Annotated in this window: 18 protein-coding genes and 1 tRNA gene; 13 read left to right on the forward strand and 6 right to left on the reverse strand. The window is 64.9% G+C overall.

Annotation, left to right across the window (positions count from 1 at the left end; genetic code table 11):
* The first annotated feature begins 8 nt into the window (after window positions 1–8).
* Complete coding sequence (locus V3330_RS16915; RefSeq protein ID WP_354696628.1) at window positions 9–695, forward strand: response regulator transcription factor; 687 nt, start codon at window positions 9–11, stop codon at window positions 693–695.
* A 25-nt stretch (window positions 696–720) separates the two neighbouring features.
* Here V3330_RS16915 and V3330_RS16920 read toward each other — a convergent pair whose 3' ends face one another.
* Window positions 721–2,064 carry a sensor histidine kinase gene (locus V3330_RS16920; protein ID WP_354696629.1) on the reverse strand — a complete coding sequence of 448 codons (1,344 nt, stop codon included), beginning with the start codon at window positions 2,062–2,064 and terminating at the stop codon, window positions 721–723.
* 730 nt (window positions 2,065–2,794) lie between these two features.
* Here V3330_RS16920 and V3330_RS16925 point away from each other — a divergent pair.
* From V3330_RS16925 to nhaC, 5 genes are all read left to right on the forward strand, one after another.
* On the forward strand, window positions 2,795–3,307 hold the full coding sequence (locus tag V3330_RS16925; protein ID WP_354696729.1) for a CarD family transcriptional regulator: 513 nt from the start codon (window positions 2,795–2,797) through the stop codon (window positions 3,305–3,307).
* A gap of 159 nt (window positions 3,308–3,466) precedes the next feature.
* Window positions 3,467–4,006: a bactofilin family protein gene (locus V3330_RS16930; protein ID WP_354696630.1), complete on the forward strand. Its 540-nt coding sequence runs from the start codon at window positions 3,467–3,469 to the stop codon at window positions 4,004–4,006.
* Window positions 4,007–4,067: 61 nt separating this feature from the next.
* Complete coding sequence (locus V3330_RS16935; protein WP_354696631.1) at window positions 4,068–4,706, forward strand: hypothetical protein; 639 nt, start codon at window positions 4,068–4,070, stop codon at window positions 4,704–4,706.
* Entirely contained in the window at window positions 4,703–5,362 is a 660-nt protein-coding gene (gene upp, locus V3330_RS16940; RefSeq protein ID WP_354696632.1) for a uracil phosphoribosyltransferase, read from the forward strand. Before V3330_RS16935 ends, upp begins: the two co-directional genes overlap by 4 nt.
* 7 nt (window positions 5,363–5,369) lie before the next feature.
* On the forward strand, window positions 5,370–6,893 hold the full coding sequence (gene nhaC, locus V3330_RS16945) for a Na+/H+ antiporter NhaC (protein ID WP_354696633.1): 1,524 nt from the start codon (window positions 5,370–5,372) through the stop codon (window positions 6,891–6,893).
* A gap of 18 nt (window positions 6,894–6,911) precedes the next feature.
* On the opposite strand, the gene V3330_RS16950 is transcribed toward nhaC, so the two are convergent.
* Both V3330_RS16950 and V3330_RS16955 read right to left on the reverse strand, forming a co-directional pair.
* The gene (locus tag V3330_RS16950; protein ID WP_354696634.1) at window positions 6,912–7,415 is read right to left on the reverse strand and encodes an acyl-CoA thioesterase; all 504 of its coding nucleotides are present in this window, start codon (window positions 7,413–7,415) and stop codon (window positions 6,912–6,914) included.
* Between the two features lie 23 nt (window positions 7,416–7,438).
* On the reverse strand, window positions 7,439–8,659 hold the full coding sequence (locus tag V3330_RS16955; RefSeq protein WP_354696635.1) for a hypothetical protein: 1,221 nt from the start codon (window positions 8,657–8,659) through the stop codon (window positions 7,439–7,441).
* A 133-nt stretch (window positions 8,660–8,792) separates the two neighbouring features.
* Here V3330_RS16955 and nadA point away from each other — a divergent pair, with 133 nt between their 5' ends.
* From nadA to V3330_RS16980, 5 genes are all read left to right on the forward strand, one after another.
* Complete coding sequence (nadA, locus tag V3330_RS16960; RefSeq protein ID WP_354696636.1) at window positions 8,793–9,845, forward strand: quinolinate synthase NadA; 1,053 nt, start codon at window positions 8,793–8,795, stop codon at window positions 9,843–9,845.
* Complete coding sequence (nadC, locus tag V3330_RS16965; RefSeq protein ID WP_354696637.1) at window positions 9,829–10,677, forward strand: carboxylating nicotinate-nucleotide diphosphorylase; 849 nt, start codon at window positions 9,829–9,831, stop codon at window positions 10,675–10,677. The genes nadA and nadC overlap by 17 nt, the downstream gene beginning before the upstream one ends.
* A gap of 4 nt (window positions 10,678–10,681) precedes the next feature.
* Window positions 10,682–12,238 carry an L-aspartate oxidase gene (locus tag V3330_RS16970; protein ID WP_354696638.1) on the forward strand — a complete coding sequence of 519 codons (1,557 nt, stop codon included), beginning with the start codon at window positions 10,682–10,684 and terminating at the stop codon, window positions 12,236–12,238.
* A 77-nt stretch (window positions 12,239–12,315) separates the two neighbouring features.
* Window positions 12,316–13,602: an MFS transporter gene (locus V3330_RS16975; RefSeq protein WP_354696639.1), complete on the forward strand. Its 1,287-nt coding sequence runs from the start codon at window positions 12,316–12,318 to the stop codon at window positions 13,600–13,602.
* Window positions 13,603–13,707: 105 nt separating this feature from the next.
* A tRNA-Ala gene (locus tag V3330_RS16980) sits at window positions 13,708–13,783 on the forward strand.
* Between the two features lie 44 nt (window positions 13,784–13,827).
* On the opposite strand, the gene V3330_RS16985 is transcribed toward V3330_RS16980, so the two are convergent.
* The 3 genes from V3330_RS16985 to V3330_RS16995 are packed head-to-tail and all read right to left on the reverse strand — an operon-like array spanning window position 13,828 to window position 18,101.
* Complete coding sequence (locus tag V3330_RS16985) at window positions 13,828–16,038, reverse strand: copper-transporting P-type ATPase (RefSeq protein ID WP_354696640.1); 2,211 nt, start codon at window positions 16,036–16,038, stop codon at window positions 13,828–13,830.
* A gap of 23 nt (window positions 16,039–16,061) precedes the next feature.
* Window positions 16,062–17,066, reverse strand: coding sequence for a lipid A deacylase LpxR family protein (locus V3330_RS16990; protein ID WP_354696641.1), 1,005 nt, complete (start codon window positions 17,064–17,066; stop codon window positions 16,062–16,064).
* Entirely contained in the window at window positions 17,067–18,101 is a 1,035-nt protein-coding gene (locus V3330_RS16995; protein WP_354696642.1) for a succinylglutamate desuccinylase/aspartoacylase family protein, read from the reverse strand.
* Between the two features lie 205 nt (window positions 18,102–18,306).
* Between V3330_RS16995 and aac(6') the strand changes: the two genes are divergently transcribed.
* Both aac(6') and V3330_RS17005 read left to right on the forward strand, forming a co-directional pair.
* A complete protein-coding gene (gene aac(6'), locus V3330_RS17000) occupies window positions 18,307–18,768 on the forward strand; it encodes an aminoglycoside 6'-N-acetyltransferase (protein ID WP_354696643.1) in 462 nt (153 codons plus the stop codon).
* A 7-nt stretch (window positions 18,769–18,775) separates the two neighbouring features.
* Entirely contained in the window at window positions 18,776–21,208 is a 2,433-nt protein-coding gene (locus tag V3330_RS17005) for an ATP-grasp domain-containing protein (RefSeq protein ID WP_354696644.1), read from the forward strand.
* The last annotated feature ends 1 nt before the right edge of the window (window position 21,209 follow it).

A 21,209-nucleotide genomic window follows, 5' to 3' on the forward strand; every position in this document is an offset into this window, starting at 1 on the left:
CTGTAACCGTGACCACGACCATTTTGCTGATTGAAGATCATGCCGACCTCGCCGCAACGGTGGGCGATGAACTCGAGGCCCAGGGCTACACAATGGACTTCGCGGCCGACGGTGCTTCCGGCCTCGGGCTGGCGATGACGCAGAGCTACGACCTGATCGTACTCGACCTGATGCTGCCCAAACTCGATGGCATGGAGGTGTGCCGGCGGCTGCGCGAACAACGCGTGGATACACCCATCCTGATGCTTACCGCCCGCGACCAGGTCAGTGACAAGGTCGAGGGCTTCGATACCGGGGCCGACGATTACCTGGTCAAGCCCTTCGACATGGACGAACTGGCCGCCCGCATCAAGGCCCTGCTGCGGCGCAGCCGCGGCGAGGTCAGCGAATCCGAACTGCGGGTCGGCGACCTGTGCTTCGATACCGGCAGCCTGCGGGTGGAACGGGCGGGCAAACGCATCAACCTGTCGCCCACCGGCCTGCGCATCCTGCGCATTCTGATGCGCGAGTCTCCGCGGGTGGTCACGCGCGAAGCCCTGGAGCAGGAGTTGTGGGGCGACCTGCTGCCCGACAGCGATACCCTGCGCAGTCACCTGTACAACCTGCGGCGGGAAGTCGACCGGCCGTTCGAGACCAAGCTGCTGCATACCCTGCCGGGTATCGGATTCAAGATCGCCGAGCCCGGCGACGCGTGAGGTTTTAAGCCCCGGGTGAGCTGTTTCAGGCCGGCGGGTTGGGCTCCTCGCCGGACGATTCCACGGCGCGTCTGCTTCCCAGCACCTCCGCGTCGGGCAATACCACGGTCACCGTGGTGCCGCGGCCCGGTTCGCTGTCGATGTCGACCTGCCAGCCGAAGCGGTCGCACAGACGCTTGACGATGGCCAAGCCGAGCCCGAATCCGGGCTCGCTGGATTCACCGCGCTGAAACGGTTCGAAAATGTGCCGCAGCAGTTCCGGCGCCATGCCCGGGCCACAGTCGACGAAAACGATGCGCCCCGGTTCCACCCGCACCGTGACCGTGCCCGCCGGGGTGTAGCTGATGGCGTTGCGCAGGATGTTGTCGAACACGATTGCCAGCACCCGTTGCGGTGCGTGAACCTGCAGCAGGCAGTCGGCCTCCAGTTTCACTTCGACCGAGTCCTTGCCCAGGCCGCGCTGAACCTGGCCGATGCGTTCGTGCAGCAGGTCGTTGACGATCATGGGCTCGCGGGGCAGCCGCGCTTCGTCTTCCCGCGCCAGGATGAGCAGGGTTTCCAGCAGCTTCTCCATGTCGCCGACCGTGCGCCGCATGCGGGCCAGCGGGGCCTCCAGCTTCGGGTTGTCGCCGGCCCGGCGCTGGATGGCGTCGAGGTTGGCGCGCATCACGGCCAGCGGGGTGCGCAATTCATGGCTGGCGTTGCGGGTGAAGTTGCGCTCGCGGCTGACCAGTTCGTTGATGCGCTCGACAAACTCGTGCAGGGCCGCGGCCAGCACCTGGACTTCGCTGTCGGCGGCGGCCTCGACGGCGAAATCCGGTTGTTTCAGGGACTGAGCACGGGCATCGATGGCCTTGACCTGCTCGGCCAGACGCACCAGCGGTGAAATGGCGCGGCGCGACAGGCGGTAGCCGATGAAGGTCAGGGTGTAGACCAGCAGCAGCACCAGGCTCAGGGGAGCCACGCCGAAGTAGAACGCCAGTTGCGAGACGGCGATTTCGTCGAACACCAGGTAGAGGCGGGCGGGGCCGTGTTCGCTCACGTGGACCAGGGATTCGCCGGTGCCGGACGGTACCCGCTGGAAGCCGGGCTCCAATCCGCTCAGCCAATCGGGAATGGCATCGCCATGATCCGGGTGGCGCAGATAGCCGCGCAGATTGCGGGTATTCGGCCGGGGGTAGGCGGGGTCGGCCGCGTACAGGGTCCAGTAATGTGCCGCTTCTCCCTCCAGTGCCTCGTTGACCAGGACGCGTTCGACCACCTTGGCGGCGCCGAACACGCCGAGGATCACGGCCAGGGAGATGCCCAGGGCCTGCAGCAGGAACACCCGGATCAGGTTGCGTCTGAGCGTACCGCCGCGATAAAGCATGGGAGCTGGAGTCTCCGTGTGTGTCGGGTCCCTGGATCTCATCAACCGGCATCATGCCCGAAGCTTGCGCCGGATGTCAGGGTGCAGCCTGCCATGTCCGGCGTCACGGGGGCGTGAACAGGCGAGGGGACGGCGCCTTGGCTGCATTTGATCCGGCTGACGGCCCCGGCGGGGCAGTGAGTGACAAATTCCGTCAGCCCAAAAGGGGCCGGGCCGGGGAAAATCCGCCTCCCCCCGGTATTTCGAAACGGGCATGAAAATTTTTTTTGGCGCGCAACCATGCGGGTTTCAAGACATCCTGCTGATTTATTGGTTGAACCTGAAACAACTGGCACGGTTCCTGCATTTAAGTACTCGAAGCCGGTCGACCTTAGGGGTAGGGACGAACCGGCGAAAGGGGGAAGGGGTAAGGGGAAAAAGGGTTTAGGGGGAACTGTAAGCGAATCAGCGCGAGCAGGGAGCGGCAAGCGTAACGGTGTCACGGGATGGTAAACCCCTTCTGGAAACCGCCGCGTTTGCGCGCCAAAAGGCCGCCGGATTGTCCGGCGGCCTTTTTCTTTGTGCCGCGGCCGAAATCCACCCCGTTCCCGTACGGCGGCGCACGCCGGAAAGCCGCGTCCCGCTTGAGTTTCAGGCCGGTTTAGTGTAAGATACTGATTCGGCTAGAGAAAGTCTCGGCCAATTTTCCTTTCTAGGTCAATCCGTTAGAGTCGGGAGAAGGCTTATTACCATCAACAAAGGCGATACCGTTCATCACCCCCGCCACGGCATCGGCCGGGTCCAGTCCATCAGCAAGGAAAGTTTTTCAGGCGAAGAGGAAGCCACGTTTGCCAAGCTGTATTTCAAACGTGACAAGCTCACCTTGATGCTGCGCAAACAGGACCTGGACGAAACCGTTCGCAACCCCATCAATGCCAAGGAAGCCAAGCGTCTGCTGGAACATCTGGAAACCTGGAAGGGCCGGATGAGCAAGCAGTGGAAAGCCCGGGCCAATGCCAATCAGGCCGCGCTCGACCGCGGTGATCCCTATGGCTACGCCGAGGTCTACAAGGGCCTGACGCGGCTGGAGGAAGAAGGCACCCTGCGTGCTTCGGATCGTGTGCACCTGAATCACTCCTTCGAATTCCTGGTCGAAGAAGTGGCCAATGCATTGAAGAAGACCCCCGAGCAGGCCCGCAGCCTTATTTCCAAGCGCTGCCAGAAACCGGCACGAGCGACTGCCAAGTCGGCCCAGGCAGCCTGAAGGCAGGCACACCTGGCGGTTGGCGCCGCAGAAAAAGAAGCCGCAACAAGTTGTTGCGGCTTTCTTTTAAGGCAGGGCTTTTGGCTCTGAACGCTGGCTCCCCGGCGCATCCGTTGATACGATGTCAACCCCTGTTGCTGCGAGTAAATGGAATTTGCCATGTTTGACAAGCACAAAGGAAGCAAGCCAAGGCAGGCGCACGAATCTCCGCGGGACCACTCCGAGCCGGCCGCTCCGGCTCCTTCAACCCCTTCGGCGACGACGGGCAAGGTGGCCGTGATCGGCCCCGGCATCGAGATCGACGGAGCCATCAGTGGCACCGAAAATCTGCTGGTCGAAGGGCAGGTGAAAGGCACCATCGTTTTATCCTCCTACGAAGTGACGATCGGCAAGTCCGGGTCCGTGAAGGCCGACATCACCGGTCGCACCATTCGTGTTTCGGGCAAGGTCGAAGGCGATCTGACCGGTGAAGAGAAAGTGATCATCGCGGGCAGCGGTAACGTGCGCGGAAACGTCACCTCACCACGCGTGGTGCTGGAGGACGGGGCCATCTTCAAAGGCAATATCGACATGGACCCGGGCGAAATCGCCTCACCGGTCAAGGCTGTTGAACGTGCACCAACGTCCAAGTCCGCGTCGGCTTCTGCCGGTTCGGGTGATGCCCCCAAAACCGCGGACCTGGCCCTCAAGAGCAGTTGATGCCGGCGCGCCGCACCGGGGCTGAGCTTTCCCCGGCCGGGTCGCGCCAGGGACGGGCTGCATGAACGTTGCGGTACCTGAGACCGCAGGTTCCGCTGCAGGCTCCGACAAGTACCAGCCGACCATCCAGGCCAGCAAGGTGCTGCCCGAATTGTGGCGGCGCCTGCCGGAAGGCGAACGCATCACCGTGCTGGATCTCGGTCGGGCACAGCCGGAAACCATCGATAGCTTCGCCGGCCTCTCCGTGCGCATTCAGGTTCTCGACCTGTACGACGAACTGGCCAGCGGCCGCTTCGATAAACTCCCGGATGGCAGTACCTGGGAGCGGCAGTTTCAGGAGCTGTTCCACTTCGCCCCCGGCACCCGCATCGACCTGTGCCTGCTGTGGGACCTCCCGCACTATCTGGATGAGAAGCGACTGCGCGCCTTCAGCCGCGCTCTGTGGCCGTGGCTGACGCCGGCCTCGCTGGCGCACGGCTTCGGCGTGCGCAGCGCCGGAACCAGCCTGCTCAATCGTGAGTACGGCATTCGCGAACGGAACGCGATCAGCGTGCGCGCCCGGCGCATGCCGCAACTGCCGTGCAAGCCCCATCCGCCCGCGTTCATGAATGAATGGCTGACCTGTTTCTCCACCGGGCGCGGCGTGCTGCTGCCCGACGGCAAGGTCGAAACCCTGATGGTCGCCCGGGTCGGTTCATGAGCCGGGAAGTGCACCACCTCGGCCAGGCCAACTCCCTGATCGCGCTGGCCTTGTCCGAAATGCGGGACGTCACTGTGCAGGGCGACCGGTTGCGCTTCCGGCACAATCTCGTCCGGCTGGGTGAGATGATGGCCTACGAAATCAGCAGGCAGCTCGAATACGTCGCGGTCGACGTGGAAACGCCACTGGGCACGGCCCGCTGTCCGGCCCTGCGCGATCAGCCGGTTCTGGCCACGATACTGCGTGCCGGTCTGCCGCTGCACCAGGGCATGCTCAACGCATTCGCCGACGCGGACAACGCCTTTATCTCGGCCTACCGCAAACATCACGACGACGATGACGAATTCGACGTCGAGATCGAGTACCTGTCCAGCCCCTCGATCGACGGCCGCCTGGTCATTCTGTGCGACCCCATGCTGGCGACCGGTTCTTCGATGGTGTTGGCCTGGAAAGCGCTGCTCAAGCTGGGCACGCCCCGGCACACCCACGTGGCGGCCGCCATCGCCAGCGAGCAGGGGGTGGCCTTCGCCCGCGATAACCTGCCGGAAAACACCACCTACTGGCTGGGAGCGGTGGACCCCGATCTGAACAGCAAGGCTTACATCGTGCCCGGGCTGGGCGATGCGGGCGATCTGGCTTTTGGTGCCAAGGAGTAGTTCTGAAATGAAGGATAAGCGGCGCACGGCCGCCACCCGGGATGCGAGTCTGGTCGATGCGCTGATTCCGATCGCCGCGCTGATCGTCATGCTGGCCTTGTCGGTACACCTGTACGGTGCCGACTCGTCGTATGGCGCCAACCAGATCGCCCTGCTGCTCGCGGCCATGCTCGCCGCCGGCATCGCGGTCAAGAACGGCTACCGCTGGGGCGCGTTGCAGGAGGCCGTCGTGCACGGCATTTCCACCGCCATGGGGGCCATTCTCATCCTGCTGGCGGTGGGCGGGCTGATCGGTACCTGGATGCTGGCCGGGACCGTGCCCACGATGATCTATTACGGGGTGCAGATACTGGAGCCGGGCTGGTTCTTCGCCGCGGCCTGCCTGATCTGCAGCATCGCGTCGATCAGCATCGGCAGCTCCTGGACCGTCGCCGGCACCCTGGGGGTCGGCCTGATCGGGGTGGCCTACGCGCTGGATGTGTCACCGGCCATTACCGCGGGCGCGGTGGTGTCGGGGGCGTATTTCGGCGACAAGATGTCGCCCCTGTCGGATACCACCAACCTCGCCCCCGCGGTCGCCGGCACCGATCTGTTCACCCACATCCGCCACATGGCCTGGACCACGGTGCCGTCGTACACGCTGGCGCTGATCGTGTTCCTGGTGCTGGGCTGGAACATCGAGAGCAGCGGCGAGCCTGCCAGCACGCTGTCGTCGCTGGAGGTGCTGGCCGGGCAATTCAATCTGACCGGCTGGTCGCTGCTGCCGCTGGTGGCGGTTTTCGGGCTCGCCATGCGCAAATTTCCGGCCTTTCCCACCATCATGTTCGGCGGGGTGCTGGGGGCGGTGATGGCAGTGATACTGCAGCCCGAGCAGGTGCGGGCGCTGGCCGGGGACGCCGAACTTTCCTCTGGCATGGCGCTGCTCAAGGGCGTGTGGACGGCCTACGCCAACGGCTACGTGTCGGCCACCGGCCATGAGGCTGTGGATTCCCTGCTCAGCCGGGGCGGCATGAGCAGCATGCTGGTTACGATCTGGCTGGTGATCAGCGCCCTGACTTTCGGCGCCGTGCTGGAGCATGCCGGCATGCTGGAACGGTTGATCCGTTCGGTCCTGGCCAGGGCGCGTTCCACCGGCGCCCTGTTTGCCACGGTGATCAGCACCTGCATCGGGGTCAACGTGATCGCGGCGGACCAGTACATCGCCATCGTCATTCCGGGACGGATGTTCCGGGCGGAATTCCGGCGGCGCGGTCTGCGCGCGCGCAACCTGTCGCGGGCGATCGAGGATTCCGGCACCCTGACCTCGCCGCTGGTGCCATGGAATACCTGCGGCGCCTTCATGGCCGGCGCGCTGGGCGTGGCGACGTTGGCCTACCTGCCGTACGCGCTGTTCAACCTGATCAATCCACTGGTTTCGCTGCTGTACGGAATCACCGGTTTCAGCATCGAGCGAATCGAAGACGATCAGGAAGCCGAGACCGATGGCGAACTTCGGCTGCCGCCGGAGGCGGTGGACGAAACAGGCACCTGATCGGGGCCGGGCTCCGGGTCAGGGCGCCATCACCCCACAGCGGGGAACCGGCCAGGGCAGGATGTCCGAGCGTTGCACCACTGCGCGCAGTCCGCGCAGCAGATCATCCGGCAACGGTGCGGTGCGGCGGACTCCCAGATCAATCCAGCAGGTGACGTACTCGATGGTGCAGGCCAGCCTTTCGGTGCTGTCGTTGAGGATGAAAAACATGCCCTGGAAGCGCTTTTCGTTGACTGCCAGCACGCGGCTGTAACCACTCACGCTGTGCCCGACCAGCAGTTCGGCCCGGTAGTGGATGTGGTGTTCGAGGTCGAACATGCCGAAACCCTCGGCGTTGCAGCGCGCCAGATCGAATCCGATATCGTCGAGTATTCCGTACCCGCCCAACTCGTAAAGCCGCTGGTAGTACTGCACGTTGACGTGTCCGTTGCGGTCCTCCCATTCTGGCGGAACGGTCATCCGGAGGTGCCTGGGCAGTTGCCGCACTTCTTCCGGCGCGGGATAGCGAATTCCTTTCGACATGGGGGCTCCGGGCGGGTGCGGGGTCAGGGTGCGCTGGCCGGTTCGGGTTCGGCAAATGCCTCGAGGTGCCGATCCAATACCGCCGAAGGCCCGTCCAGGGCCTTGCGCAGCAACTCATCCAGTCGTTCGATACGGATCGGGCCGTGTTCCAGCAGGCGCCGCGCCACCGCGTCCAGGCCGCCGGCCTCGGCGTCATTCAATTCTTCATCGAGGGCGCGGAAGAGCAGGGTGGCGCGGGCCGTGTCCGGGCCCGAGGAGGGGGACGTCAGCCGGCCGTTTTCGCGCTTGGCCCAGCGTTCCAGTCGCTCAAACGCCTGCTGGTAGCGTGCCTGGCTCAGGCCGCCACTGCGCCGCAGGATTTCCAGGCTGTAGAACTCGGCCAGGCCTTCGACAATCCAGTCGTCGGCGCCGCGGGTCGAAGCCCGGGCGCCCACGTGCACCAGTTCGTGCAGCAGGGTGCTGGTGCCGTTCTCACTGACCAGGGGCCGGTCGGCGTGCAGGTAGAGCGAGTCCGGGCCGGACAGGGCTCCGCGCCACATCTCGTCCGCGGCACTGACGATCAGAACCTGTTGCGGAAACGCGGGAAAGATCCGGACCAGGCGCGGCAGGGTCCAGCGCAGGAAGGTCAGGATATCCAGCCGGCGCACCCCCTGGTTCAGCGGGCCGGCCACCACGACCCGGCGTTCGGCGATGGTTTCCCGCCGAATGCCCTGGCGCCCGGCCGCGAGCCAGCCGGTGGGGCGGTCGAAGCGGCGCGTCTTGTTGGGCACCGGCAGCGGTCCGCGCACCGGACCGTAACGGGTCTCGAAGGTCCACTTTTTCGGCCCGCGCAAGGTCAGCGTGGATACCGATTCCGCACCGTCCATCGTGACGGTCCGGGCGGGCGGGAAGAGGTCGCCGAGGCGAAGCACCGCCCAGTCCGGGGCGAGGCGTGCGTCGTAGCGGCTGCCGCGCCGGTGGTCCACCTGGACCCGGTAGCTCAGGCGGCCGCCCGAAGCCGGCACCTTCCACACCAGCCGCCGCCCATCGCGGGTGATTTTTCCGTCGCCCGTGAAATCCGTGAAGCGGCCGGCCGGCGCGGCCAGATCCATCAGCATGAGCTGGTGCTCATCCTGGTCGACGGTAATGCTGGCCATGGCGAAACCGGTATCGGGCTCGAATTGGGCTGAAAACCGGACATCGTAGGTCGACGCGGCGCACACGGGGTGGCAAAACAGCAGCAACAGGAAAAGCATTCGGCGCACGAATAACTCCGGGGAAAAAATTTCCGGGTCGGAATTGCCCGGGTCTTGTAAGATCATTTTTAAGCCAAATATCTTCAGGTGCAAGGGATGTCCGGGAGAATTCCGGTGCCCGCAATATGAGACATCATTGCTGATGAATACCACGACCCAGGCCGTTATTGACGAAGTGGAAGCCGAAGCCCGCCGTCTGTTGCATTCTCTGATGCACGTGGATTGCGCCGACGGCCGCCGCTGGAACCTCGACAATTGCCGGGAAATCGCGCCGCTCACCCTCGAGATCAACCGGCTCAAGCAGGAAAAAAACGCGGTCATTCTCGCGCACTCCTACGTGGAACCGGAAATCATCTACGGCGTGGGTGATTTCGTGGGCGATTCCTATTACCTGTCCGATCGGGCGCGTGAGGCCGATGCGGACATGATCGTTTTTTCCGGCGTGGTTTTCATGGCCGAAACGGCCAAGATTCTGTCGCCCGATGCGCAGGTGCTGGTGCCGGACCGCGGCTCGGGCTGCACGCTGGCGGACTCCATCACCGGCGAGGACGTGCGGCGGCTCAAAACCCTGTACCCGGATGCGGCCGTGGTGTGCTACATCAACAGCACCGCCGAGGTGAAAGCGGAGTCGGACGTGTGCGTGACCTCGAGCAATGTCTACGACATCGTCGCCAAATTGCCGGAACGGCGCATCCTGTTCGTGCCCGACCGCCTGATGGCCGACAACATCCGCACCGAATTGCGCGAACGGGGTATCGACAAGGAAATCGTATCGTCCGACGGCACCTGCGTCGTGCACGAGGAGTTCACGCCGGACCAGATTCGCGAAGCGAAGGAACTGTGGCCCGGCCTGGCCGTGGTCGCCCACCCCGAATGCACGTCCGAGGTGGCTGATCTCGCCGACTTCGTCGGCAGCACCGGGGCGATGATGAACTACGTGCGTACGAGTTCCGCGCCGTACTACCTGATGCTGACCGAATGCGGTCTGGTTGGCCGGCTCGCGGTGGAGGATCCGGAAAAGAATTTCATCGGCGGCTGCCGTCTGTGCCCGTACATGAAGCTGAATTCGCTGGAGAAAATCCGCGATGCGCTTGCCGATCCCCGCCCGGAGCAGGAAATCACGTTGCCCGAGGACCTGCGGCTTCGCGCCAAGCACTGCATCGACAGGATGTTCGAACTTGCGCCCGCAAACTGAAGCCCTGATCAACCTGGCCCTGGCCGAGGATGCCGGCCTGGGGGACGTGACCAGCGAATCCATTTTTCCCGCGGATCACCGGTCCGCGGGGTTTATCGACGCCCGCGAGGACCTGGTGGTGTGCGGCCTGGAAGTCGCCGCCGAGGTGTTCCGGCGGGTCGATTCCGACATTACGGTCACCGCTGAATGCGCGGATGGCGACCGGGTCACCGCGGGGACCGTCGTGCTGCGCCTGGAAGGGCCGACCGTGGGTCTGCTGACGGCGGAGCGAACGGCACTCAATTTCCTGCAACGGCTGTGCGGGGTGGCGACCCAGGCGCGCCGCTACGCCGATGCCGCCGACGCGGCGGGCACCGGTGTGCGAGTGGTCGATACGCGCAAAACCACGCCGGGCTGGCGCGGCCTGGAAAAATACGCGGTGCGTTGCGGCGGCTGCGGCAACCACCGGTTTTCGCTGGGTGAACACGTGCTGATCAAGGACAATCACATCGCCGCCGCCGGCTCGCTGGCCGAAGCCGTGCGGCGGGTGTCGGCCGCGGCGCCACACACCGCCCGCATCGAGGTCGAAGCCGCGACCCTCGACCAGGTGCGCGAGGCGTTGTCCGCCGGTGCCGACGTGGTGCTGCTCGACAACATGCAGGCCGCGGACATCACCGCCGCGGTGGAACTCATCGACCGGCGCGCGCTGGTGGAGGTGTCCGGCGGGATTGATCTCGACAATCTCGCGCAGCATGCCTTGCCCGGCGTCGACGTGATCAGCGTCGGGGCCCTGACGCATTCCGTAACGGCCGCCGACCTCGGCATGAGCCTGAGCGGCACGAAACCGGACTGATTCCTTGGAAGTCATTCATACCGATTGCCTGGTCATCGGCGCCGGTCTGGCGGGGTCGGCCTACGCCCTGAGCGCCGCGCGTGCCGGGTTGGATGTGCAACTGTTGTCGCTGGGCGGGCCGTCCGAGGCCAACAGTGACTGGGCCCAGGGGGGAATCATTTACGATACGTCGCCCGAGGGCGATCTGCTGGCCAGCGACATCGCCGCGGCCAGCGACGGTACCGCCAACCCCGCCGCGGTGGCGCAGTTGGTCAATGAAGGCCCGAAAGCGGTGCGGGAACTGCTGCTCGATGAACTGGATATCGACTTCGACCGCACCGAGTCGGGCGACCTGGAACTGACGCGGGAGGGCGGACACAGTCAGCGGCGCATCATCCACGCCCGCGACCTGACGGGTCGAGCGATCCTGTCCGCGGTCGCGGCCCGGGTCGATGAGACCACCAACATCACCCGCCAGACCGGGGCCATCGCGGTTGACCTGCTCACGCTGTCACACAATTCCGAACTGCCGCAGGATCGCTATGCGCCACTGACCTGTTTCGGTGCCTGGGTCCTGCCCGGTGGCGGCACCGAACCGGTGGCTGTGGTCGCCCGCAAGACCATACTGGCGACCGGCGGGCTGGGGCAGATTTTCCAGCACAGCACCAATCGCCCCGGTACGGTCGGGCACGGTGTCGCGATGGCTTATCGCGTCGGCGCACGGCTGATCGACCTGGAGTACGTGCAGTTTCACCCGACCGTATTCCATGCCCGCGGCAAGCCGCGCTTCCTGGTCACCGAGGCGCTGCGCGGCGAAGGGGCCGTTCTGGTCAATCGGCACGGCGAGCGCTTCATGGACCAGGTGCATGAACGCGGCTCGCTGGCGCCGCGCGACATCGTTTCGCGTGCCATTCACCAGGAACTGGCCGCATCGGGCGACCCCTGCGTTTACCTGGATCTGTCGGAGTTGGACGCGGACTTCGCGCGGCAGCGTTTTCCGTCACTGTTCGAACGCTGTGCCGCCTACGACGTGGACCCCATCGCCGACCGGGTCCCGGTGGTGCCGGCGGCGCACTATGCCTGCGGGGGCGTGCACACCGACCTGGAAGGGCGTACCAACGTGCTGCACCTCAACGCCATAGGCGAGACCGCCTGTACCGGCCTGCACGGCGCCAACCGGCTGGCCAGCACCTCGCTGCTGGAGTGTCTGACCGGAGCGCGATTCACCGCGGCCGCCGATGTGGCGGACATCGAATCGATGGAATTCCGTCTGCCCGAACCGAAATCCTGGCACAGCCCGAAAAGCGAAGCCGACTCCACCCTGATTCGGCAGGATCTGGGCCTGGTGCGCCAAACCATGTGGAATTACGCCGGCATCGTGCGCTCTCCCCGGCGCCTGACCCGGGCGCGGCGGATCCTGCTGGAACTGCGTGAAGAAGTGCAGTCCTTCTACCGTCATTGCCGTCTCAGCCCGGACCTCGTCGACCTGCGCAACGCAGTGCAGACCGCATTGCTGGTGGTGCACGCCGCGTCACTCAACCCGCGCAGCCGCGGCAGTCATTTCGTCACCACCGACGACTGAATCCGGCCCGATTCAGGCGCCGGACCGCCCAAATCCGCGGTGGACATCGCCAGCCCGATTGGCAATGATGGCGCCCCATGATGCGCACCCTGACATCGGTTGCCGCCCTGTTGCTGGGAGTGGCGATTCTATTAGCCGGACAAGGCATGCAGGCCACCCTGCTGCCCGTACGCGCCACGCTGGAATCTTTCTCCACCCTGTCCATCGGCCTGATGGGCGGCGCGTATTTTCTGGGATTCACCGTGGGCTGCCTGCGGGGAGTCCGGCTGGTCCAGCAGGTGGGCCATATCCGCGTTTTCGCCGCCATGTCGGCGATTGCCTCGGCCGCGCCGCTGCTGCACGCCCTGTGGCTGGATGACTGGGTCTGGTGGCTGCTGCGGCTGGCTTCCGGCTACTGCTTCGCCGTGTTGTACGTGGTGATCGAAAGCTGGCTTAACGAACTGTCCACCAACGATAATCGCGGCACCGTGTTCTCGGCCTACGTGTTCATCAGCATGACCGTGATGGCCGTGGGTCAGCAAATCCTGCTGCTGTCGGATCCGTCCGGGATGGTCCTGTTCGCGCTGGCTTCCATGCTGGTGTCGGTCGCCGCGGTTCCGGTGGTGCTGTCGCGGGCGGTCACGCCGCAGCCCCCTGAAGTGGCGACCCTGGATCTGCGCCGCTTGTGGCGCGTGTCCCATACCGGTCTTCTCGGATGCCTGGTCTCGGGCCTGGCGAACGGTGCCTTCTGGTCGCTGGCGCCGGTGTTCGCCAACGACATTTCAACCGACCTGAAGGTGGTCGCCGGCTTCATGACGGGCGCGATTATCGGTGGTGCCGCCGGTCAATGGCCGCTGGGCATCTGGTCGGACCGGGTCGACCGTCGAATCGTGCTGGGCGCGGTGTCGCTGGTCTCGGCGGCTGCCGGAATCAGCCTGTGGTGGCTGTCGGGCGATTTGCCCCCATCGGGATTGATCGGATTCAGCGCACTGTGGGGCGCAGTGTCGTTTCCGCTGTACTCGGTTGCGGTCGCGCATACCAATGACTACGCCGATCCGGGCGAATTCGTGGTCATTTCCAGCGGCCTGTTGCTGATGTACGGCCTGGGCGCGATCATCGGTCCGTTTCTGGCCTCGGTTGCCATGATGGTCGCCGGCAGCGAATTGTTGTATCTGTACACAGCGATCGTCCACCTGGTGTTCTTCGGCTACGTGCTGTTGCGCCTGCAGCGACGCGAGTCCGCGCCGCTGGATCAGCACGCGGCCTTCTCGGACGCGCTGGCCTCGGTGGCGACGGCTTCGCAGGTGTACGAGGAAGTAGCCTACGAGGAAGAAGCCGCTGAGCCGGACAGCGGCACGACGGATGCGGAGGATGACCCCCGCTAGCCGGTAAGGGCCAGCAGGGGATCGCTGTCATCCGCCGAAGCGGCCGCAGCCGCGATTCAAATTCGAACCGGTCCGGAGTAGAATCTTCGGGCCGGGCAGTTCCGTGGGGCCGTAGCTCAGTTGGGAGAGCGTCGCGTTCGCAATGCGAAGGTCAGGGGTTCGATTCCCCTCGGTTCCACCATTCCCACCGTTTGAACGTCACCGGACAGCGCCCCGCGTACGGTGTCAGATCCGTGCCGTACGCAGGCGCAGCGCATTGCTGATCACCGAGACCGAAGACAGGCTCATCGCCAGGCTCGCCCATACCGGCGACAGCAACAGTCCGAATGCCGGATACAGGATGCCGGCCGCCAGCGGCACACCGATGGCGTTGTAGCCGAAGGCGAAGAGCAGGTTCTGGCGTATGTTGCGCATCGTGCGGTGTGAAAGACGAACGGCGCGCACGATGCCCTGAAGATCCCCACTCACGAGGGTGACCCCGGCCGACTCCATCGCGACGTCGGTTCCGGTGCCCATCGCGATGCCGACATCGGCCTGGGCCAGTGCGGGTGCGTCGTTGATCCCGTCGCCGGCCATGGCGACGATGGCTCCCTCACGCTGCAGCCGGCTGACGATGTCGGCCTTGTCGCCGGGCAGCACATCCGCGATGGTTTCATCGATTCCCAGCCTGCCGGCGACGGCGCGGGCGGTGCGTTCGTTATCGCCGGTCAGCATCACCACGCGCAGATTCCGGGCCCGCAGCTCCGCGATCGCATCGGCGGTCGTTGCCTTGATGGCGTCCTCGACCACCAGCAGACCGGCCGCGGTGGAGCCGGCAGCCACGAATACGGCCGTCGCGCCGCGGTCGCGGGCCTGTTCCGCGGCCTGTTGCAATGCAGTCACATCGATCTGATGCCGTTCCATCAAGCGCTCGTTGCCGACACGGATGGTGGATTCGCCGACCTGACCCCAGACTCCGAGGCCGGGGTCCGAATCGAAATCTGCAACTGGCGGAATCGAGAGGTCCCGTGCTTTCGCGCCCTCGACGATGGCCCGCCCCAACGGGTGCTCGCTGGAAGACTCGACCGCGGCCGCCCACCGCAGCAGTTCCGCTTCGTCAGCATCGGCGGCGGCGATTACCGCCTGCAGGCTTGGCCGGCCTTCGGTCAGGGTGCCGGTCTTGTCGAGCACGATGGTGGTTATTTTCTCCAGTCGTTCCAGGGCTTCGGCATCCTTGATCAATACCCCGGCCTGGGCGCCGCGGCCGACCCCGACCATGATGGACATCGGAGTCGCGAGGCCGAGCGCGCAGGGGCAGGCGATGATGAGTACCGAAACGCCGACCAGCAGAGCGTGGGCCAGGGCTGGTTGCGGGCCGGTGACGGCCCACACGATGGCGGCGACGATGGCGGTCACGACCACGCCGGGCACGAACCAGGCCGCAACCCGGTCGACCAGCCGCTGGACCGGCGCCCGTGAACGCTGTGCTTCGGCGACCCGGTGCACGATCCGCGACAACAGGGTGTCCCCGCCGACCCGCTCCGCGCGCATCAGAAGACTGCTGCTGCCGTTGGTCGTGCCGGCGGAAACGGCATCGTCGGGACTCTTGCGCACCGGCACGGGTTCCCCGGTCAGCATGGACTCGTCCACGTGCGAACTGCCGTCCATCACCTGCCCGTCGACCGGGATGTTCTCACCCGGTCTGACCCGGAGGCGGTCGCCCACCTGTACGTCCGCGAGATCGATGTCGGTTTCCTCTCCGGCCTCGTCGACCCGGTGCGCGACCGTGGGTGCGAGCCGGAGCAGGGCCTTGATGGCGCCGGAGGTGCGATCGCGGGCGCGCAGTTCGAGCACCTGGCCCACCAGCACCAGGGTCACGATGACGGCGGCGGCCTCGAAGTAGAGCGGGGCCGAGCCGTCCGCGTTCAGAAACGAAGCGGGCAGCGTGGCGGGGAACAGGGTCGCGACCACGGAATACAGCCACGCCGCGCCGGTGCCGATGGCAATCAGCGTGAACATGTTCAGGTTGCGATTGACGATGGATTGCCAGCCACGCACGAAAAACGGACCACCGCCCCACAACACCACCGGAGTGGCCAGCAGCAACTGGGCCCAGGCCACGCGCGCGTGGCCGAACAGTTCCATCGGGTTGACCGCGGGAAACAGCTCGCCGGCCATCGCCCACAGCAGGGGCAGGGTGAGCGCCGCGCTGATCCACAGGCGCCGGGTCATGTCCCGGAGTTCCTCGTTGTCGCCGTCATTCGCCGTCGGGGTCAGCGGTTCGAGCGCCATGCCGCACAGCGGACAGGGCACGGGCTGATCGAGGCGGACCTCCGGGTGCATGGGGCAGGTCCAGATCGTGCCGGACGGGCTCGGCGCGGTTGCCGCATCCGTCGCCGACTTCCCGGAATCCGAATGACAGGCATGGCTCGCACAGTGTTGATGATCGTGTTTCATGATGACTCTTCCGGCTCGCCGGGTTAGAAATACCAGGACAGGCTCAGGGAGCCGAACTCCGCTCCTTCCCGCTCGGTTTCGAAGGACTTGCTGAAATAGGTTTGCGCCAGGGAGAGGACGAACGGGCCGCGCCGGATCGACATGCCGGCGGTGATCAGGCCGACCAGCTTCTTCGAGTCGACCGAGCGGCTGTCACGGAACAGGGTTCCGTCCAGCGGCAGGTAATGGGCGATACCGAACGCCGTACCACCGGCGAAGAAGGAAATGCTCCAGTGATCCTGCGGGCCCGCCCCGATGGTGGTTGCGGTGCTGATGCCGTGTCGCAGGGTCGACATGCCCAGCGCATCCGAGAGGTTCCAGCCGATTTCGGCATGCAGGCCGGCGCTGACGCCGGTGAAATAGTTGCCCAGGCTGACGCTGCCGTTCGGAATCAACCGCCAGGTGAAGGATTTTCCCACTTCTCCCGTGCGCCAGACGTAACCCGCTGAATAGTCGAGGTTGAGCAGCAATTCGTTGGGTAACTGCGTGTCCCAGCCGCGTGGCTCGTCGGTGTCGATCAGGTCATGCACCCAGGTCTGGATATTGTCGGCCTGGGACGCGGGACCGACCACCCCCAGGCGCACGTTCCAGGTATGGCCCCAGCGGTTGCGGCGGACATGAAAGGTGTTGTCGACGAAAAGTACGCCGGCATAGGGCTGGTCGTCCAACGGCGGGTTGGCCAGGGTGATGTCGTCGGGCGAATACATTTCCTGGCCCAGCGTCCAGGAAGCGTAGGTGCGGAAATCCTCGTTGGCCACGCGCGGCAGAAAATCCCAGAGTTCGGCCCAGCGCCGGGGCAGTGAACCTTCCTCGTAGCTGGCGATGTCGCCGCTGGACCACGACAGACCCACGCCGTTGGTGTAATTGTTGTCCGAGCCGGTGAATTTGTCGTTCTCGACGGTCAGGGTGAACGCGCTGTCCGTTGCGGCCTGGCAGACACCGGCGACCACCAGCAGGCAGAGAGCCGATAGGTGGCGGGGCCGGCGCATTCAGCGATGACTCACGCCCAGGTGCACCAGGGCGTACCCGGACAGAACGATCTGCGCCGCCGCCAGGCCGATGACCTCGCCGTCCGTGGCCGCTTCGATCCGGGTCTGGCGGTCCGTCAGCGGATCGATGATGGTGCCGAGTCGTTGTCCCTTGTTCACGCGTTGTCCCAGTTCGGTGGACGGGAAAAAATATCCACCGGCGCCGACGGGAACGCGCACCCAGGTGGTCGTGGTGTAAATGCGCGAATCGGGCGTCTCGATCGTCGAGCGCCCCCGCATCATGCCCAGGTGCGCCATGATGCTTTCGATTCCGCGTACGCCCGCGGAAATCTGTTCGAGGTCGAAGCGCAGGGGCTCGCCTGCCTCGTAGATGATGGCGGGAATGCCCCGGTCCATCGCCTCGCGCCGCAGGCTGCCGCGCGGTCCGTTGCTGAGAACGATCAGGCCGACTCCGAACGACCGCGCCATTTCGAGGGCTTTGGGGTTATCGCTTCCGACCCGCACCTGGGGGTGGTTGGTGCGGCTGAACGATCCGGTATGCAGATCGATCAGGGAATCGCACAAACGGGTAATCTCGCTGAACAGGGTATAGGCGACGATGGCGGTGACGCTGCCATCGGAGCGGCCGGGAAATTCGCGATTGAGATCGCGCCGGTCCTGCATGTAGCGGTTGCCCGTGCGCACACCGGCCGCGTTGACCATTGGAAACACGACCATCGTGCCGGTCAGGGCTTCGGGGTCGACCCAGCTGAAGGTGCGGCGGGCGATTTCGGTGCCGTTGATCTCGTCACCGTGGATGCCGGCGGTCACACACAGTGTCGGGCCGTACCGAACACCGCGCGCCACGAACACCGGGGCATCGAGGTAGGCGGACTCGAAGCTGGTTTCCCCACCGTACGGAAATCGCTGTGACTGACCGGGCCAGATTTCACGCCCCGCCACCTCGATGGGCCCCCATTGCACGGCGGATGAGGTGAGTGGCAGCAGAGCCAGGCCCAGCAACCACCACGCGGCGCGTTTCGGGGTGCGATTCATCGGGTGTCTTGCGTCGTGCGCGACATGCTGTGTTCCTTTCGAGCGCGGAAGTCGTGTGACCGCCGCAGGGCCGGGCCGGTTTCCGGCGAGTGCGGACGGGCCCCCTTGCCAGCACGTCATCCCGGGCTCGCAAATGCCGGGAGAGCGTTGTGCCGGTCCAGGTTCCGATTATACTGGGCGGGTCTTCCCGGGGCCATGAGAGTCCATGCAGATTCGTGCAACAGCCGATGGTCATGACCGCGACTGGTTGGCGCTGAGACGCGCCTTCATTCCTGAGCTGAACTCCCGGGAGCATGCGGCAATCCTGCGCCAGTTCATGGCGGAATCCGCCGGGTTCCAGGCGTTCGTCGCGCACGCCGATGACGGCCAGGCCATGGGCTTCGCCGAGGTGTCGGTTCGTACCGATTACGTCAACGGCTGCGAATTTCGCCCGGCCTTGTACCTGGAAGGCATTTACGTCGATCCCGGTCAGCGCGGTCGCGGCGTCGCCCGAGCCTTGTGCGAAGCGGCCGAGGGCTGGGGGTTGGAACAGGGTTGCCGGGAATTCGCGTCGGATGTCCACCAGAACGACGCCGGCAGTCTCGCGGCCCATGCGGCGCTTGGTTTCGAAGAAACCGAGCGGGTGGTGTTTTTTCGCCGGCCTATCCGGCAACGACAGGGAGCCTGAGAACAGCGTGAACAGCAGGCGGCGAAACGGGAACGGAAATGAGCGCCTCAAGGGCCGGCGAGTTCTGGTCGTCAACACGGGCAGCCGCAAAAAGCGTTTCACCCTGCGGAGGCTGCGTGAACTCGGCTGCCGGCTGACGATTCTCAACCCCGCGGTGAATTGGGCGCGGCCTTATGCCGAGCACTGGATACTCGCCGATACCGCGGATCACGATGCCAGCCTGCGAGCGCTGGCGGAATTTCTGGAACAGAATCCGGATTCACCTCCCGAGGGTGTCATCACGTTCTGGGAGGACGACGTTCTGTTGGCTTCCCGTATCTCGGACACTCTTGGGTTGGCCGGCATTCCCTACGACGTCGCCCGCATCGCGCGGGACAAGCACCTGTTCCGGGCATTCTGCCGTGACAACGATCTGCCGGCACCCGGCCATGCGATGATCGAGCCCGGCTCGGATCTGGAACAGGCGGTGACGGACCTGCGCTTTCCGCTGGTGGTCAAGCCGGTGTTCGGCAGCAGCAGCGCCTACGTGGTGCGCGTCAACGACCTCGATGAGTTGGCTGAAACGGTGGATTACATCCACCGCAACATTTCCGCCGACGTCGAGACCTCGTTGTCCGCCGGTACCGGGATCATGGCCGAGGAGTACATCGACGGCAACGAGGTCGACATCGACATCCTGCTCCAGAACGGCAAACTGAAGTTCTGGTCGATGAGTGACAACGACGCGACTCGTGAACCCTTCTTCGTGGAAACGGGGCAGTGCATTCCGAGCCGTCTGGCGCCGTCCCAGCAGGCCGAACTGGTCGACATGGCGGAAGAGATTCTGGAGCGGCTGGGGGTGCGTGACGGCTGCATCCATTTCGAAGCGAAGTACGGCTCGCGCGGTCCCATGCCGATCGAGGCCAATCTGCGCATGGGCGGCGATGAAGTCTACGATTTCGTGCGGACGGCGTGGGGCGTGGACCTGGTCGAGAGCGCGGCGCTGATCGCGCTGGGTGAGTACGTCCGCCCGGTGCAGAAACCGGAAACGCCACGGAAATTCGTTTCGGGCAAGTACTTCCTGCCGCCGCACTCCGGTGTCCTGGCCTCCCTGACCCTGCCGGAAGACGCCGGGTCCGGTGATTTGCAGTTCTTCAAACGGGTGGGTGACGCGGTGCTGGCGCCACCGCTGGGCTACGAGTATCTGGGCTGGGCCTGGGCGGTCGCCGACACCCTGGGTGAAGCCGAGGAACGGACCGAACGCATCATGGCCAGCGTCAAGATGGAGGTGGCCAAGTTCACCCGCGGATCATCGCTGGGCAAGACCGTGCGCAAGACCTCGCTGAGTTCAGCGCACATCGCGCGCGATGCGGTGCTGGGCGCCGCCCGGATCGAACTCATCCGCACCCTGCCGTCGGATGAGCAGCGCAGCCTGCACGTGGGCATCGCCAGCAACGGGTTTGCGGACAGCGACAATCCGATCGAAGCGGAACTGACCTCGGATGCCAACGGCATCGCCGAAACGCTGGGTGAGCGCGGCTACCGTACCTCGTTTCTGGATTTCAACCGGCCATTCGATGCCGTGCGGCAGATCGAGGAGGAGAAAGTCGACATCGTGTTCAACCTGTGCGAGCGCATCAACCACACCAGCTTGCTGGAACCGCACGCGGCGTCGTTGTTCGACATCCTGCAAATCCCCTACACCGGGTCCAATCCGTTCACCCTGGGCCTGTGCCTGGACAAGATCCGGGTCAAGAAGCTGCTCAGCTTCCACGGCATACCGACGCCGCGCTGGGATTACCTGTACGAAGCGGAAGAATCCTTTTCCGAGGATTTTCCACTGCCGGCCATCGTCAAACCGGCCAACAGCGACAGTTCGATCGGCATCACCAACGATTCGGTCGTCGACACCCGTGAAGCGCTGCTGCGCCGCATCGACTACGTGCTGCAGGAATTGAAACGCCCGGCCTTGATCGAGGAGTTCATTGACGGCGACGAGTACGATGTCTCGATTCTGGGTAATTGGGCGGACTCGCTGCGCGTGCTGCCGCTGTCACGTTCGGTATTCACCAACCTGCCCGAAGGTTACTGGCACATGTACCCTTACGAAGCCAAATTCCTCGGCAGCGAAGTGCACCGCCGTTCCATCGAGGTGCAGCGGCCGCCGCGGGGCGTGCCCGGAAAACTCACATCGCTGATCTCCGAAATCGCGCTGGATGCCTTCAACGTGGTCGGGTGCAGCGATTACGGGCGGGCCGAGGTGCGGGTCGACGCCAAGGGCAATCCGTACGTGCTCGAAGTGAATCCCAATCCATCCATCGGGCCAACTGACTGTGTGCCGTCGGTAGCCCGGCTGGCGGGGCTGGACTACGGTGACTTTCTGGAGGAAATTCTGCGCCTGGCAATCCGGCGCTACAAGGACCGGCCGCCGTACTACCACCTGCAGATGAGTACGCTCTGAG

This window comes from Elongatibacter sediminis (assembly GCF_037892215.1).
In the GTDB taxonomy this organism is placed as follows: domain Bacteria; phylum Pseudomonadota; class Gammaproteobacteria; order Xanthomonadales; family SZUA-36; genus Elongatibacter; species Elongatibacter sediminis.

Excerpts from the sequence above, each read along its gene's own strand:
- V3330_RS16920 (WP_354696629.1), bottom strand. The coding sequence starts at position 2,064 with ATGCTTTATCGCGGCGGTACGCTCAGACGCAACCTGATCCGGGTGTTC.
- V3330_RS16930 (WP_354696630.1), top strand. The coding sequence starts at position 3,467 with ATGTTTGACAAGCACAAAGGAAGCAAGCCAAGGCAGGCGCACGAATCT.
- V3330_RS16935 (WP_354696631.1), top strand. The coding sequence starts at position 4,068 with ATGAACGTTGCGGTACCTGAGACCGCAGGTTCCGCTGCAGGCTCCGAC.
- upp (WP_354696632.1), top strand. The coding sequence starts at position 4,703 with ATGAGCCGGGAAGTGCACCACCTCGGCCAGGCCAACTCCCTGATCGCG.
- nhaC (WP_354696633.1), top strand. The coding sequence starts at position 5,370 with ATGAAGGATAAGCGGCGCACGGCCGCCACCCGGGATGCGAGTCTGGTC.
- V3330_RS16950 (WP_354696634.1), bottom strand. The coding sequence starts at position 7,415 with ATGTCGAAAGGAATTCGCTATCCCGCGCCGGAAGAAGTGCGGCAACTG.
- nadA (WP_354696636.1), top strand. The coding sequence starts at position 8,793 with ATGAATACCACGACCCAGGCCGTTATTGACGAAGTGGAAGCCGAAGCC.
- V3330_RS16975 (WP_354696639.1), top strand. The coding sequence starts at position 12,316 with ATGATGCGCACCCTGACATCGGTTGCCGCCCTGTTGCTGGGAGTGGCG.
- V3330_RS16985 (WP_354696640.1), bottom strand. The coding sequence starts at position 16,038 with ATGAAACACGATCATCAACACTGTGCGAGCCATGCCTGTCATTCGGAT.
- V3330_RS16990 (WP_354696641.1), bottom strand. The coding sequence starts at position 17,066 with ATGCGCCGGCCCCGCCACCTATCGGCTCTCTGCCTGCTGGTGGTCGCC.
- V3330_RS16995 (WP_354696642.1), bottom strand. The coding sequence starts at position 18,101 with ATGAATCGCACCCCGAAACGCGCCGCGTGGTGGTTGCTGGGCCTGGCT.